Genomic DNA, 15,866 nt, shown 5'->3' with positions numbered 1-15,866 from the left:
GTAAGATGAAAAAACTCATTTTGTTATTAAGTGTAATAACACTAAGCTATGCAAGTATAGGTAAAATCTCAGCAATTAGAGGAGATGCAGTAGTTATTTCAAATGGTTCTGAAATACAAGCTGTATTAAATCAAGAATTAGAAGAAAGCGATATTATAAAAACAGGTAATAACGCAAGATTACAAATAATATTCAATGATAACACGGTAACAACTTTAGGAAAAAATACAAGCTTAGAAATAAAGCAGTATTTATTAGATGGAAAAAATTCTAAAGTTAATTTAGTGGTAGATGAAGGAAGCTTTAAAGTAATTACAGGAGAAATCTCAAAACTTGCAAGAAAAAATTTCTCTTTAAAAGCACAAACAGCAACTATTGGTATTAGAGGAACAGTATTTGTTGGAGAAGTTGGATTTAATGTAAATAAATTAGCTTGCTTACAAGGTGCAATTGATGTTAAGTTAGGAAATAAAACTTCACTAATTAATTCAGGAAAACAAATAAGCTTTAAAGATACAAAAGTAATTAAAATAGAAAATTTAAAAGCAAATGATTTTTCTTTAACAAAAGCTAATATTATTCAAGAAAAACAAGAAGTAATTCAAGAGAAAAAAGAAGAAAAACAAAGCCAAAACAAAGTAAGTAGTATTACTCTTAGCTCAGACATTAAAGCTCAAAATCCGAATTCAAATTCTAATAATGCAATTAAATTAGAAGAACAAACTATAAAAGAAGAAATAATTGCAGATAATTTAGAAAATTATTTAGATAATAAATTAGATAATGAAAATAAAGAAGAAAATGGAAATACCAAACCTATAATTCCTATAAATCCTAGCAAACCTATAAATGATAAATATTTCACACATGCAGATACTAAAAATTTTTATTATTCATCTAATGCGAATTTAAACGATGGAAGCATAAAAAAAGATGCTGCGGAATTAAATGTTAAAAAAGGCAATTTAAATATTTATTCTCAAACAACAAATGGTTCTAATACAACTGATTTTAAAAAGATAAATATTTACGGAAACCAGTATGTGAATATTTCAAAAACAACAGATAATGCAAACGCTATTAAGAATACTCAACATACTATATTAGTTCCTACGACTTCTAAACTTGATGGAAATAGCAATTATGTTTTAAATTCTGAACATAGTTCGTTTTATTACAGCGCAAACAAAGAAGAATTAAAGGCACACATATTAGGCGATAGATTTGAAATGTTAAAAGATACAGGAAATAATTTTATTGATTTGAGTAAAAATTGGGTTGAATTTGAAAAGTATCTTTCTGAAAAAAATAAAGATTTCTTTAGTTCAGTTGATGTAAATAAGGATTTTTATTACCACAATAGTTTGGAATCAATTCGCTTAAGTTTAATAAATCCTTCTATTACTTATTATTTTGCAAACAATTACAGTAGTAAAAAACTATATGCAGACTTAAAATATGCAAATAAAATATACTATACAGAATCAAACGCTTCTGGAGAATATTATATGAGTAAAGAATTTGCTATAAATAATAAAACAATTTCTCCTATTGATGGTTCAGGTCCTTTGAACATAAATGCTAATGCTAGTGGTAGTAGTGGAAATGCTACATTAAAATTAGAAGCTGATAAAAAGTATGCTGATTTTTCTTTTTCTAATTTAATTAAAGAAACCATACTTGCTTCTTCAAGCGATTCAAAAAGCGTTCATGAGTTAAATAAAACTCAATTTGATAAACATGTTAATAAATATAAAGAAAAATATTTTGCCGCAGATGATGATAAAAACTTTTATTATTCAGGTCAGGGTAGTTCAATCAAATTAAACCCTGTAAAACAATCAGTTGATAGCTATATTGTTTATAATGCTGGTCTTGGCGATATATTTAGAATTACTTTTGATAAGAATTTCGGAGATGCTACTTATATACAAAGAAGTAATGGCACGGTTTTAGGCGTATATGATACTCAAAAATACGATATAAATAATATAAAATCAGCATCAAACGATTATTCATTACAAGTAGAAAGTAAGCAATCAAGTGATTATATCTTCCAACTAAACGCAGATAAAATTGGAGCGGAATTAAAAGGTAGTTTGGTAATACAAGGTAAAAAATTTAATGTAAATTCAGATAGATTGCAGCACGTAGATGATCCGACTGGTTACAAATTAATAAAAGATACCTACGAAAAAGCATATAAACAGAAAAAATAGGAGATTTATTTCTCCTATATTTGAGATAATTCTCCTAATAAACTTCTTAATTTATCATTTCTATATTTAATCTCACTAACACATTTTTTGGCAATATCAATACACATGCTAATGAAGTTTGCATTCTCGTCTTCTTCTATTTCAGTATTTGTTTTTGATTGAATTGTTTCTTGGTTTATACAGTTAAAAATATAAGTCATTACTTTAAGACTAGGAATAAATAATAAATATTTTTTATCTTTATATATTATAAATTGCTCTTGTGTTGTATTAGATACTAGATTTATAATTTCATATTTAAGCTCATCAAATGGAACTTCCGGAAAATCTTTTGCTACATTATTAATAAAAATTTCATCGTTAAATCTATCTTCTTCACTTTGCTTAAAGATGCTTTCATTACTTATTAAAATTTCTATTTCTTTTAATATTTCAACAGCCCTTTTGTAATCTCTCATTTTTAACCCCTTAAAAACAATTAATTATTACATTAATATTACAGAAAAATAAAAAATAAAGGTTAAAATATTATAATTTTTATTTAATTAATATATTTAAATAATTTTTAATACTTAAGATTTATATAATTTTATTTTTAGAATTATTGCAAATTGAAGCTTATAATATATTAAAATTTTATTTAAAATTAGAATTTGAATTTCCGAATTCAAATTCTAATTTTGTTACATTAAGTAATAAATAATTAATTTTTTATCATTTCTGGGTAATTTTGACACATTGCTATTATTCCACCCATTAAATTATAAGCTATTTTTTCTTCTTGGTTTAAGAATTCGCACAACATACTACTTCTAGCACCACTTCTACACATAATCACCAAAGCTTTATCACTTTCTTTGTATAATTTTTCAAAATAGCTCTTTACTTCATCTTCTTTGGCTGTATTAAAATCTATCGGATACAAATGAGTATTTTTAATGCTTAATTCATTTATTTCTTCAATAGTTCTAATATCTACTATTAAATGCTTATTTAGGTCAATTTCTTTTGCGCTAATGTTTGTATTCATCTCTTTCCTTTGTGTAAATTTGTAACATTATTATTATTTTTTTAAATCAAAAAATCATAAAAAAATATTTTTTTGGATATTATGAACGAATATTATTAAAAAAAGGGACATAAATGAGAAAATATTTAAAAAGTCTTATTTTTTGGGTTATCGTTGGATTAATCCTTGGAATTGTTGTAGGTGCTATGCCTCCTATTAAAATAGAAAGCTTAGGTATTGAAAATTTAGCAATATGGTCAAAAGTTTTTATTGATATGTTTATTAAAGCCTTAAAGCTGTTAATAGGACCTATTATATTTGTTATGATTATTTTAGGAATTGTAGGACTTGGAGATATTAAAAAAATCGGCGGTATTGGTGTTAAAGCTGTAATTTATTTTGAAGTAGTAAGTACTTTAGCTCTAATAGTAGGTATTTTTATGGCTAAAGTTATGCAACCTGGTGTTGGAATGAATCTTGATGTAAATGCGCTTGATGCAAGTAGTGTTGATAAGTATATTAAAGCTTCTCAAGGAGAGCAAGCAGGTTTTTGGGGTGTTATAAAAGGAGCTATTCCGCAAGACATAGTAAGCCCATTTACAGATGGCAAGACCTTGCAAGTATTATTTATCGCTTTATTTACTGCATTTATTGTAATCACTCTAAAAGAGCAAGATAGAGAATATATCAAAAAAGCTTTAGAAGTATTTCAAGCATTTGTATTCAAAATCTTAACATTAGTTATGTATTTTAGCCCATTTGCAACATTTGGTGCTATGGCTTATCTAATTTCAAAATTTGGTTTAAGCTCACTTGTAAATATGGGATATTTATTGTTCGTAATGCTTACAGCTTGTTGTGTTTTTATATTCGGAGTTTTAGGAGTGATTTGCTATTTTGCGAAAATAAATATATTTAAGTTCATTAGATTTATTGCAAAAGAGCTTTTAATAGTATTTACAACTAGCTCAAGTGAGAGTGCATTATTACCACTTATGAAAAAATTAGAAAAGGCAGGGATTGATAAAAGCTGTGTAGGTTTAGTTTTACCTACTGGATATAGCTTCAACCTAGATTGCACTAATATTTATTTAGCAATGGCTGTAATTTTCTTAGCACAAGCGTTTAATATAGATATTACACTTTGGCAAGAAATCACAATATTACTTATTTTAATGGTTACAAGTAAGGGTGCTGTTGGGGTTACTGGAAGTGGCTTTATCGTTCTTGCTGGAACTCTTAGCTCTTTAGGAGATAATTTAATTCCTGTGGCTACAATCACCGTTTTACTTGGAGTTGATAAGTTTATGAGTGAAATGAGAGCCTGTGGAAATCTTTGCGGAAACTCAGTAGCTTGTCTAATAGTGGCTATTTGGAATAAACAAATTGATATGGAAAAATTCCGCTACGCATTAGATCATCCGAATGATTACAAAATCCAAGATTAAGGAATACTTTTTGCTTTTGATATTTACTTGCTACGAAAGGATATCAAATGCAAATATTAGAAGAAGCGTTTTCTTTAGTTGCTGTGCTAATTTGCATAGCTACATTTTTTATAAAGGTAAATAAAGAAAATCAACAATAAGGCTTTAATTAAGTCTTATTGTTTTAAACTATTAATTTTTTTTAAATCTTGCCGATATATGAAAAACGGGGGTTTAAAATGAAAATATCATCAAATTCTTATATTACAGCAATTAACAAACACAAAACTACAAGCGAAAATACAAACGATAAACCTTACTATGAAGATGGCACAGCTACTTTAGAGTATCTTAAAATAGCTCAAGAAAAGTTAGAAAATGATCCGACTTACAATCCTTTTAATGATAGAAACTTAGGTAAAAGCGAAATACTTAATCTAGCTTTATTTGGGGCATTAGACCCTGATATTGTAGAACAAAGAAAAATAGAATGGGAAAATACTCCAAAAATTGATACAGAAGAATTAGTAAAAACTCTAAATAAACTTTTCAAAAATTTAGATAAATTAACTTCAGATAGCCTAAGTAATGAAGAAAAAAATAAATTAATGAAAAGTATTTTTTCTAATACAGATGAAGATTTGCAAATATCACAATCTAAAGAAGAAATTAAGCAAGAAGAAAAAGAAGAACAAACTAAAGAAAAACCATTCAAACCCATAGAAGTAAAAGGTAATGATGTGCGTGAGAGTATGCAAGATATTTTAAGCAAACTTGATATTCGTAATATTAAAGACGAAAGAGATTTATTGGCTTTATTTTTAGCCTATAAAGACGGCGAAAATCTTTATGATAAAAGGGTTTGAAATTCCTATTTCAAATTCTTATAAATTTTAAATAGAAATTAAGAAAATATTACTAAAAGTAACAAATATTTATTTAATTTTTAATATTAAGTTTTATTTAAAATTTCTTAAGATATTATGAGATTTTATCTCAATTCAAAGGAGAAAAAATGTTTAAAAAAACATTAAAAGTTTTATCTTTAGTTGCTATTTTAGGCTTAAGTGCTAATGCTAATGATTTATTAGCAGATATTAGCAAAGGTGCTATAAGTGATAGTTCATTAGGTGTTAAGGTATTAAACCCAGAGCAAATGAGCGAAGTTCGTGGCGGGTATATTGTAAGCTATTTCAATACTACATTTTATAGTGCAAATTTATTGCAAACAAATCATGTGGTATTGTTTGGTGATAATGAATTAGATAAAAGAGCAGTATATATGTATGGTTATGATTTTCAAAAAACTGATAATGCATCATATATGCAAAAAAATGAATTTAATGAAGCAATAGTTGGATTAATGAGTGGAGAATTGTTGGCAATTTCTTTTACACAAACAAAAATTCCTCAATTTATAGGAAGTCAATATAGTTATAGTTATGATCCGAAAGCTGTAAATTACTATACTGGTAAAACTAGAGCTATGACGGGTAATTCTTGGCTTAGAAATTTAACACTTAACAAAGCTATTAGAAATGATATTTATATGCAAGCTGTAAAAGAGCATGGTAATTTTGCATTAGGGTTCTAGTAGAACCCTACCTAAAGGAATAATTATGAAAATAAATTCTTATTCAACATATCAAACAAAGCAAATTTATAAAAAAGAAACTAATAACGAGATTAAAAAAGTAGATAATAAAGCAGATGATAAAAAGGTGGGTGAAGTTTTAGGATACGGAGTTGATAAAGATGGCTTTTTTACAAGTGATTTTAACAAAGCCGCAGGAATTCCAGATAATTATAAAATCCACAGCGATAGTTTAAAATCTCTAGTAGAACAAAACAATAAAGCTCATATAATAGGTAAAAGATTTATGGAAATTGATATAGCAAAAAGCGTTGGAAATGCTTATAAAGTCTTAAGCCAAGTTGTAAGTGAAGATTTTTTAAACTCTAAAGAATTTTTTAGCAAAGAAGATATTAAAAATTTGCCATGTGGGTTTGAGATAGATAATAGCACCTTTAGTGTAGGCAAGATTTTACAAACTAGATATGATTTTGAAGATTATAATGATAAGAATATTCATGCAAGAGATTTTCAAAGAATAAAAGGCGCTGATACATTATTTCATTATGATGGTAATGGAAAAATGGATATGTTTCCTGTGCATAGCGATAGTTTTTCTCAAGGTTATTCTATTTTATGGGACGCTAAAGGCGATAATTACAAAAATAATCAAGGAGATGTAAGTCGTGGTGGAATATTAATAGCCGTATTAAGAAATAATCATTTTTTAGTAGAGGGTGAGAGAACTTATTGGGGCAAGATGAGTGGTGGGGATAGATTTGTAGATTATAAAGAATTCGCACAAAATGTCGCAAAACCACTTAATTCTATGGTAGCAAAAGGTTTAATAACACAAAGCGATATTTCAAAAATGCCAAAATGGCTAGCAGATGAAGCAAATAGATTATCACAAGATTTTAAAAGAGCAAGAAGTGAAGAATTAGCAAAAGAATATAAAAAAATACTAAATTGGTATGAAAAACTAGCTTATGAAATGATAAGTGGTAAAAACCTAAAAGCTCCTAAAGATATAGATAGTTATGAAACTTTTGAAGAGTTTTTGCAAGCGGCTTTAAAATATAGTCAAAAAGATATGAAGTTATTTGATATGAAAGTTTAAATTCCTATTTCAAATTCTTATAAATTTTAAATAGGAATTAAGAAAATATTACTAAAAGTAACAAATATTTATTTAATTTTTAATATTAAGTTTTATTTAAAATTTCTTAAGGTATTATGAGATTGTATTTCAAAACAAAGGAGAAAAAATGTTTAAAAAAACATTAAAAGTTTTATCTTTAGTTGCTATTTTAGGCTTAAGTGCTAATGCTAATGATTTATTAGCAGATATTAGCAAAGGTGCTATAAGTGATAGCTCATTAGGTGTTAAGGTATTAAACCCAGAGCAAATGAGCGAAGTTCGTGGTGGGTATATACTATCAAGTGTATTGCAGTATAATGGCATGGCATTTGTATTGGCTATCCCTCATCCAATAACCGAGTTAGGAGTTGATACATCAAACTTATCATCTCATGGATTATGTCCTTTAGGACAACTTCAATGTTATGCAAATCCTACTACTAGAGAGCATATTGATAGAAATCAAGGTAGATATGTAGATTATATTAGTGCATTAGGTGGCAGAACTGCTAAGGATCATGTTTTATTATACGGTATAAAAAATACAAATGTGGGTAATGGAGTTATGGCACCAACTACTCATGTATATGCTGTAAAAAACGAGTATTTATATATGCCAGAGTATTGGTTTGACAATGAAGTTACGAATAGTTTTCAATTAGAATATAATCAAGTATTAAGAGAAATAAAACAAGCAGTAGGAACAGATTTGCTAAGAATGGCAAGATAAGGATTTGTTATGATAGTTAATGGAGTAAATAATTTTTCAAATACTTATGCAAATGCGCTTAATAATAAAAACTCACAAAATAAAGCAAATGATGGGGCTAGTTTAGAATATCTAAAACTAGCCCAGCAAAAGCTAGAAAATGATCCAACTTACAATCCTTTAAATGATAAAAACTTAAGCATAGGCGATATAGCGACTTTTGGCACATTTGGAGCATTAGACCCTGATTTAGTAGAAGAAATAAGCAAAGAATCTATGAAAAATTGGGTAGAAATTGATAAAAAAGAGCTTGATAGAGTGCTAAATTCGTTAAATATGCCATCTTTAGGTTTGCCTAAAGATTTTCCTTTAGGTTATGTAGATAGCAAGAAAATGCCAAGTAAAGAAGAATTACAAGCTAGAGTTAAAGAAAAAGAAAATTTAAGAAATAATGCAATAAATACAAAAGAAGAAATTAAGCAAGAAGAAAAAGAAGAACAAACTAAAGAAAAACCATTCGAAGCCATAGAAGTAAAAGGCAATGATGTGCGCGAGAGTATGCAAGAGATTTTAAGCAAACTTGATATTCGTAATATCAAAGATGAAAGAGATTTATTAGCTTTATTTTTAGCTTATAAAGACGGCGAAAATCTTTATGATAAAAGGGTTTGAAATTTTATATTTTAATTGAAAGGAAGAGTTTGAAAAAGTTATTTTTTATAGCATTTACTTTAAGCTTTTTATTTGGCTCTGATGCTATTACTATTGATAGTCTTTTTAAAAGACAAATCGGACTTAGAAGCATTACAAGTCTTAGTTTAATCACTAGCGGAAATGCCAATATCTACACAAGCTATCCAAGTCTAATAATAGGAGGCGATCCTGTGATTTGGACTGATAATAAAAGGCTAAGTTTGAATGAAACTTTGATATATTCATTTAATAACAAGCTTGATTTTATAGCTTCTCTTGGTGCTAATGCTACTAGAAATGAATATAGTAATTTCTTTACTGGTGAGCCAAAAAGTGAAACTCATTATTCATTTGAGAGCTTGTGGCTTGGGTTTAATTATAGATTTGATAGCTTTAGTGATAAAATACTTAGTTTTTCTTATCAAGCAGGGGTAATTCAAAGAGAAAAAGCACTTGATACAAATAAAAGCTTTCATTTTAAATCACACTCAGCTAAGCTAAATCTAAGAGGTTATAGCGACCCTGCTATTTGGGGTATTTATATGGGTTTTACATATAATGATACTAGGACTTTTGATAAACTAGCGATAAATTATGGAAATTCTTATAATTTTGGTGCAAATCTTAGCATAGTATTAAGCCCTAAAATCACGCTTGATTTAGAGGCTTCACAGAGTTTTCAAGCAGCCCAGAAGATAAACGGCGTAAAATATACAAATCTAAGAAGTATCCCAACATATAGCGTAGGTTCAACTTATAGTATAAATGATGATACAAGCATAAGCTTTAATGCTAGTTTAGGTGGTGGCTCAGCTGCTCCTGATAGTGTATTTGGCATTAGTCTATGGCAAAAATTTTAATATTTTTTATACTGCTTACTAATCTTTATGCTGAGTTTGCAGTAAAGTCTTATAAAGAATTTAAAAACGAATCAGTAGTAAGACAAAGCTATGAAGAATCTTGTGGGGCAAGTAGCATAGCGACCTTGCTAAATCTAACAAATATCAAGCGTTTTAGCGAAAAAGATATTTTAGAAGTTTTAGATAAAAATACTAATATGCTAAGTTTTAATGAATTAAACAATGCCTTAAACAAGCTTGGCTTTTATGCAAAAGCTTATAAACTAAATCGCATTATATTTGAGCAAATATTTACGCCTTTTATAGTAAAGATTGAAAACGATCCTAGATTCCCACATTTTGTAGTGGTAAATAATATTAAAGGAGATTTTGTAAAAGTATATGATCCAAGCTTTGGCGAATATCTAAGCTCTAAAAAAGAATTTTATAGCGTATGGGATAAAGATGGTTTGGGTGGTTATGCTCTAATAATAAAGCCAAATATTACAAAAGAAATAGAACTAAATCTACCACGCCCAAGTCAAATAAAATAAAGCTAATTCCGAATTCAAATTCTACAAATTTTTAAAGGAATTTGAAATAGGAATTATCATTTTATATTTATTAAAATATCGTTGTTTTTATATGTATTTTTTGGCTTTTTTGTAGGTTTTTCGCCATTTATTGTAATTTGTATATATTCGCTTGGATCTTGCTTTTTAATAGGTTGAATAATTTCTTTTACTTCTTTTATTTCTTGCTCTTCTTCTTCAAATAATATATCAAGAGCTTTTTTGAGCTTTCTTAGTTTTTTTTCATCTAATTCGTTTAATTTTTGACTTATATTAATTTCATTTGTATTATATAAATCAATTGGTTTTGTAGGGTCAGTCCAGTTTGGATTCGCATCAAGTGGTGGAGTATCTCCGGGAAAATCTAGCGTATATGAAAATAAATTCAAACTTAATAAAAATATTAATACTTTTTTCATCTTTTATCCTAATTAAATTTAAAATCTTATAAAAAGACATAAAATATCCAATTAATTTATAAGTTTTTTATAAAAAAATTATAAATTATGTTACCTTACTACACAATTAAAGCTCAAAAAAATGATTTTAAATATATTTTATAGATAATTTCGCTAAAGTAATAATTATTTTTTAATTTCATTTAAGGAGAATTAATGAAACGAGCAATTTCTATTATTGCATTAATCATTATTCCATTTTTATTTGCTTTTGTGCTTCCTTGCCCAAATGGTCTTAGCGAAGCTGCATGGGTAATGTTTGGAATATATCTTGCTGCTGTTTTAGGTCTTGTATTTAAGCCTATTCCTAATTCAATGGTGCTAATTACTGCTGTTGCAGGAACTGCACTTTTTATGGGTAAATATTTAGGCTCAGCTAAAGAAGCTACTAAACAAGCTTTAAGCGGTTATGCTAGTGCTACTACTTGGATTATTGTTTCTGCTTTTGCTTTAAGCATTGCCTTTACTAAGACAGGTCTTGGTAAAAGATGGGCTTATTTTTTAATAGGTAAGCTTGGTAAAACTACTTTAAGACTTGGTTATGTTACGGCGTTTTTAGATTTAATAGTATCTCCAGCAACTCCTTCAAATACTGCAAGAGCTGGTGGTATAGTGTTTCCTATCGTAAATTCAATTGCACAATCTTTATCAAAAGATAAGGTAGAAACAGAAAATAGAGTAGGTGCATTCTTAGCTTGTAATGCTTATATGAGCACTAAGATGACTTCGTTTATTTTCGCTACTGCAATGGCTGGAAATATGCTTGTTATAGGTTATTCAAACGATATTTTAGGAACTAGCCTAAATTGGGGAAATTGGGCTGTTGCTATGATAGTTCCTGGTATTGTGTGTTTATTAGTAATTCCTTTTATTGTTTATATTTTTGTTCGCCCTGATATTAAGACAATAGATAATGTTGCTATTGCTAAACAAGGTTTAGAAGAGTTAGGAGAGATGAAAAGAAGTGAAAAAATGCTTGTTTTAATCTTTATTCTTGCTTTACTTGGTTGGTCTGTTCCATCGCTTGCAAGCTCTTTATTTAACTATAAAATAGATATAGATGCAACTGCTGTTGCTGTTGGTGCGATGAGCTTATCTGTTTTATTAGGTGTTTTAAAGTTTGAAGATATCGCAGGTTCAAAAGAATGTATCGGAACGCTATTTTGGTTCGGTGGTATTATGTCGCTATCAAGTATGATGAATAAACTAGGGTTTTTTAAATGGCTTGGAACATTTATTGAATCTAATATGAACTTAAACCTAAGCCCTTTACTTGTGCTAATATTAATAGGATTTATTAGTATAATCGTAAGATATTTATATGCTTCTGCAACTGTGTTTATCACAACGCTTTTACCTGTGTTGTTTTTAATAGGTAAGAGTGCTGGAGTTGATCCTTATTTATTAGCGTTTTTATTAATTACTACAAACTCTTATGGTGGAGCATTAACTCACTTTGGTGGCCCTGCTGCTTCAGTTATTTTTGGTGCTGGCTATAACACTGTTAAAGAATGGTGGATAACAGGATTTGTAGTTGCTATGGTATCTTATGTATTATGTCTTGCTGTAGGACTTCCATACTGGGGTCTTTTAGGACATTAAGCTTATATCCTAATTCAAATTCCTTGGAATTTGAATTAGGAATTAGAATTTTTATATTTATCCAAAACTTATTTTTAATCGTTTTAATATTTAAAGCGAATTAGCTTTCCTAATCCAAAAAACTTAAAGAATTTGAATTAGGAATTATAAATTAATCTTTAGGTAATTTTTCTACATAAAGACTTGTTGATGGGAAGGCAAAGCTTAAGCCATTTTTTTCAACTATTTTCATTACTTCCATTAATATTTTGCTTTTTTCATCGTAGTATTGTTTTGCACTAATGCTTTTAATATAAAAATAAAGCTCTACATTAATACTACTTGCAGCAAAATCATCAAGCCAAACATAAATAGATGATTTAAATCCTTCTAAATCATTTACAGAAATTAGGTTTTGCTTGTAGAAGTTTTTGTTTTTGTGCTGAAAGATTTCATCGTTTTCATTAGCGATTATTTCATTATTATTTAAAAGTTCTTTTAAATCATTTATAAAATTTTGTATTTGTTCGGTTGTTGAATCGTATGTTAGGCCTACGCTTAATTTTACTCTTCTTCCATATTTTCTCTTAGAATAGTTTTTGATATTTCCGTTTAATATAGTTGAGTTTGGTATGAATACTAAGCAGTTATCAAAAGTTCTTATTGTGGTTTTTCTAAGACCAGTTTCAACGATAGTTCCTTCTATTCCATTCACTTCTACCCAATCGCTTTGAGAAAAAGAATTATCAAAAAGCATTAAAACCGATGCAAAAAAGTTCGCAATTATATCTTTAGCAGCAAGAGCAACAGCCAAACCACCAATTCCAAGCGAAGCAATGATTGCCGAAATATCAAAACCTAATTTTGCTAGTATTATTAAGATTGTAATTATTATGATAATAAAATCTATGATTTTTAAAATTAGGTTGATTATTTCTTTTTTACCACTTTTTAAGGCTAATTTTGACATTAAAATTAAACCATAAGAATTAATTATGTTTAGAATTAACCAAGCAATTATTATTGTATTTATGATTGATAAGATCGTTAAAATTATAGGCATTACAGCTGCAGGATAAAACGCTATTACAAAGCACAGCCAAATCCCATACATATAAAATAATAATGTTAAAGGCTTGGTTATATCTTTTAACGATTCGTTTATTTCGTGCTTTTGTTTTTTGATTAATTTTAAGAAAACAAAATATATTAATTTTAAAATTATCTTTTTAAACATAAATATAAACAATAAAATAATGCAACAAATTATGATTTTTCCAGGATTTAAGTATTTGCTTACTTCTTTAGGGAAAAAACCATTTAAATAATTGATAAAATTATCGGTTTTTAATTCTTGAATTAAATAATTACTTTCAAAAACATTAGCGTTTAATCTTAAGTATGTAAGTATTTCTATGTAAGAATTAAGATAAACTAATTCTTCATCTTTTACTTTTTCGCTATTTAGCTCTTTAATGCTTTCGTCTATAATGTCTTTTATGCTTTCATTATCAATTTTGCTATCATTAAAAACATTGTTTGATTCAATTAAAGTTTTATAAAATTCTAATTTTATTTTCTTTAATTCACTACTTATTTTTTCTTTTTTGAAATCTTCTAAAAGTTTGTTATTTAGATTGTTTTTATCAAATAAAGTTGGTAGTATTGATAGGATTTGATTTTTTTTGTTTTTATACTCGCTTATTTCCTGATTGATTTTATTTTGGTTTATTGTTTTATCTTCGTTTTTGCCTAATAATATATTTAAATCATTGATTTTGATATTATAATCAATATATTGATTTATATTATCAACTAAATTATTTGCATATACAAACACACTAAATAATAATATTAAAACAACTCTCATTGTAAATCCTTTAATGGTTTAAAATGTCCATCAGCTGGACAGTATTCATAAATCTCAGCAGTTTCAATTAGAAAATACCAAGCTCTAATGGTAAGCTCGTTATTATCAACTCTATTTTGAACATCAGGGTAGCCTAATAAGTTTTCATAACTATTTAAAACATTTGCCTTTTCTATCATCCAAGACCTTAGGGCGTATTGTCCTTCAAAATGGCTTAATTCAAGAGTGTAATCAACTTGTTTTTTAATATCATCTAATAAAGAAACCCATTTTTTTACGTTTGGTAAAACTTCAGCTTTTTTGCTAGGTATATCTTTACAACCCCCGCAATTACTATGACCGCAAATTATTATGTTTTTTACATTTAAAGCATATAAAGCGTATTCAATAGCAGAAGTAGTAGCCAAATATTCATCTTTAACCCTATAAGGCGGGATAATGTTTGCTATATTTCTTATTACAAATAGTTCCCCAGGCAAAGTTGAGGTTATTAGATTTGGAATTACTCTTGAATCAGCACAACCTATAAATAGTGTGTGTGGATTTTGTTCTTCTTTTAAATCTTTAAACAAATCCTTATGTTCTAAAAATCCTTCTTGCATAAATTGCAAGGCGCCTTTTATTAATTTATCCATCGTTTATCCTTGTTAAAAAGCAAAATTATATAAAAAAATTTCAATGAGATATTAACTAACTTAGCTATAATCAAGAGCTTTTAATAAATTTAAACAAGGAGAAAAAATGAGTTTATACGAAAGAACTCGTGCTAGTTCAGCTATTCGTTCAGACGCTGCGATTTTTGTAAGAGATACATATATGTATTTTGCTCTTTCGCTAGTTGCTGCAACATTAGGGGCTTATTTAGGTGCTACATATTTAGCTAGTTTTTTAGTTGGCAATATTTGGGCTAGTTTAGGAATTCTTGCTGTAGAAATTATATTAATTATGGTATTGAATACAAAAAGAGAAGTAACTAATGGTGCTATTGCTATGTTATTTACATTTGCATTTATTAGTGGTCTTAGCCTAACAGGTATTATTTATATTACTTTACAACACCCAGCAGGTGCTGAAATAATAGCTCAAGCTTTATTTTTAACAACACTTGCTTTTGCAGGACTTAGTGTATTTGCATTTACAACAAAAAGAGATTTTAGTGTATTTAGCAAGGCACTTTTCATTGTTTTATTAGTTGTTATCGGGGCATCTTTATTAAATCTATTTTTTCAAAGCCCAGTTTTACACCTAGTAATTTCTAGTGTTAGTGCTATTTTATTTAGCTTTTTTATCATTTATGATACACAAATGATAATTCGTGGTGCATATCAAACACCTATTCAAGGTGCAATTGCTTTATACCTTGACTTTATTAACTTATTTATATCTCTTTTAAATATCTTAAGAAGTATTAGAGATTAATTTTTAAGCCTTCAATTTTGAAGGCTTTTAACTTATTTTAAATTTTATAACATATAATACAAACTTTATTTTTAAACGAAAGAAGTAATATGAACACAATTTTTATCGCAATTCAATTTATCTTAGTAGTAATTATTTGTGCTTGTGTATTAATGCAAAAAAGCTCAAGTATAGGTTTAGGTGCTTATAGTGGTTCAAATGAGAGTTTGTTCGGAGCAAAAGGTCCTGCTGGATTTTTAGCTAAATTTACCTTTATAATGGGTGTTTTACTTGTTGCAAATACAATCTTTTTAAGTTATAGCTATAACACAAAAACTAGTGAAAGTTTAGTAAATAAATTAGAAAACGCTAGCAAG

At 27.8% G+C, this 15,866-nt stretch carries 16 protein-coding genes and 1 pseudogene; 12 read left to right on the top strand and 5 right to left on the bottom strand.

The window, feature by feature from the left end; translation table 11 throughout:
• Positions 1–5: 5 nt before the first annotated feature.
• On the top strand, positions 6–2,219 hold the full coding sequence (locus AVANS_RS08350) for a FecR family protein (protein WP_239817425.1): 2,214 nt from the start codon (positions 6–8) through the stop codon (positions 2,217–2,219).
• A gap of 14 nt (positions 2,220–2,233) precedes the next feature.
• Here the strand turns inward: AVANS_RS08350 and AVANS_RS08345 are convergent, their stop codons facing one another.
• Entirely contained in the window at positions 2,234–2,677 is a 444-nt protein-coding gene (locus AVANS_RS08345; RefSeq protein ID WP_239817424.1) for a hypothetical protein, read from the bottom strand.
• 245 nt (positions 2,678–2,922) lie between these two features.
• Entirely contained in the window at positions 2,923–3,249 is a 327-nt protein-coding gene (locus AVANS_RS08340) for a rhodanese-like domain-containing protein (RefSeq protein WP_239817423.1), read from the bottom strand.
• A 113-nt stretch (positions 3,250–3,362) separates the two neighbouring features.
• On the opposite strand from AVANS_RS08340, the gene AVANS_RS08335 reads away from it, so the two are divergent.
• The 8 genes from AVANS_RS08335 (at position 3,363) to AVANS_RS08300 (ending at position 10,164) form a co-directional block, all read left to right on the top strand.
• Positions 3,363–4,676: a cation:dicarboxylase symporter family transporter gene (locus AVANS_RS08335; protein ID WP_239817422.1), complete on the top strand. Its 1,314-nt coding sequence runs from the start codon at positions 3,363–3,365 to the stop codon at positions 4,674–4,676.
• A gap of 218 nt (positions 4,677–4,894) precedes the next feature.
• Complete coding sequence (locus AVANS_RS08330; RefSeq protein ID WP_239817421.1) at positions 4,895–5,521, top strand: hypothetical protein; 627 nt, start codon at positions 4,895–4,897, stop codon at positions 5,519–5,521.
• A gap of 149 nt (positions 5,522–5,670) precedes the next feature.
• Complete coding sequence (locus AVANS_RS08325) at positions 5,671–6,249, top strand: hypothetical protein (protein ID WP_239817420.1); 579 nt, start codon at positions 5,671–5,673, stop codon at positions 6,247–6,249.
• 25 nt (positions 6,250–6,274) lie between these two features.
• Positions 6,275–7,348, top strand: coding sequence for a hypothetical protein (locus AVANS_RS08320; RefSeq protein WP_239817419.1), 1,074 nt, complete (start codon positions 6,275–6,277; stop codon positions 7,346–7,348).
• A 148-nt stretch (positions 7,349–7,496) separates the two neighbouring features.
• Positions 7,497–8,099 (top strand): hypothetical protein, encoded by a 603-nt coding sequence (locus AVANS_RS08315; protein ID WP_239817418.1) that lies wholly within the window; start codon positions 7,497–7,499, stop codon positions 8,097–8,099.
• A 9-nt stretch (positions 8,100–8,108) separates the two neighbouring features.
• Complete coding sequence (locus AVANS_RS08310) at positions 8,109–8,750, top strand: hypothetical protein (RefSeq protein ID WP_239817417.1); 642 nt, start codon at positions 8,109–8,111, stop codon at positions 8,748–8,750.
• 29 nt (positions 8,751–8,779) lie between these two features.
• On the top strand, positions 8,780–9,631 hold the full coding sequence (locus AVANS_RS08305; protein ID WP_239817416.1) for a hypothetical protein: 852 nt from the start codon (positions 8,780–8,782) through the stop codon (positions 9,629–9,631).
• The gene (locus AVANS_RS08300) at positions 9,616–10,164 is read left to right on the top strand and encodes a cysteine peptidase family C39 domain-containing protein (RefSeq protein WP_239817415.1); all 549 of its coding nucleotides are present in this window, start codon (positions 9,616–9,618) and stop codon (positions 10,162–10,164) included. Before AVANS_RS08305 ends, AVANS_RS08300 begins: the two co-directional genes overlap by 16 nt.
• A 56-nt stretch (positions 10,165–10,220) precedes the next feature.
• Here AVANS_RS08300 and AVANS_RS08295 read toward each other — a convergent pair whose 3' ends face one another.
• Complete coding sequence (locus tag AVANS_RS08295; RefSeq protein ID WP_239817414.1) at positions 10,221–10,601, bottom strand: hypothetical protein; 381 nt, start codon at positions 10,599–10,601, stop codon at positions 10,221–10,223.
• A gap of 195 nt (positions 10,602–10,796) precedes the next feature.
• Between AVANS_RS08295 and AVANS_RS08290 the strand changes: the two genes are divergently transcribed.
• Positions 10,797–12,242, top strand: coding sequence for a DASS family sodium-coupled anion symporter (locus tag AVANS_RS08290; protein ID WP_239817413.1), 1,446 nt, complete (start codon positions 10,797–10,799; stop codon positions 12,240–12,242).
• A gap of 151 nt (positions 12,243–12,393) precedes the next feature.
• On the opposite strand, the gene AVANS_RS08285 is transcribed toward AVANS_RS08290, so the two are convergent.
• Both AVANS_RS08285 and AVANS_RS08280 read right to left on the bottom strand, forming a co-directional pair.
• On the bottom strand, positions 12,394–14,091 hold the full coding sequence (locus tag AVANS_RS08285; protein WP_239817412.1) for a mechanosensitive ion channel family protein: 1,698 nt from the start codon (positions 14,089–14,091) through the stop codon (positions 12,394–12,396).
• Positions 14,088–14,726, bottom strand: a complete 639-nt coding sequence (locus AVANS_RS08280) for a carbonic anhydrase (protein ID WP_239817411.1) — start codon at positions 14,724–14,726, stop codon at positions 14,088–14,090. The genes AVANS_RS08285 and AVANS_RS08280 overlap by 4 nt, the downstream gene beginning before the upstream one ends.
• 106 nt (positions 14,727–14,832) lie before the next feature.
• Here AVANS_RS08280 and AVANS_RS08275 point away from each other — a divergent pair, with 106 nt between their 5' ends.
• Together AVANS_RS08275 and secG are read left to right on the top strand one after the other, a co-directional pair.
• Positions 14,833–15,510, top strand: a complete 678-nt coding sequence (locus AVANS_RS08275) for a Bax inhibitor-1/YccA family protein (RefSeq protein WP_239817410.1) — start codon at positions 14,833–14,835, stop codon at positions 15,508–15,510.
• 89 nt (positions 15,511–15,599) lie between these two features.
• A pseudogene (gene secG, locus AVANS_RS08270) lies at positions 15,600–15,851 on the top strand (preprotein translocase subunit SecG); the annotation flags it as partial.
• Positions 15,852–15,866 lie beyond the last annotated feature (15 nt).

The sequence above is a fragment of the Campylobacter sp. RM5004 genome (assembly GCF_022369455.1).
In the GTDB taxonomy this organism is placed as follows: domain Bacteria; phylum Campylobacterota; class Campylobacteria; order Campylobacterales; family Campylobacteraceae; genus Campylobacter_E.
The sequence above is the reverse complement of the archived record's forward strand: the minus strand, read 5'-3'. Positions and strand labels throughout refer to the sequence as shown.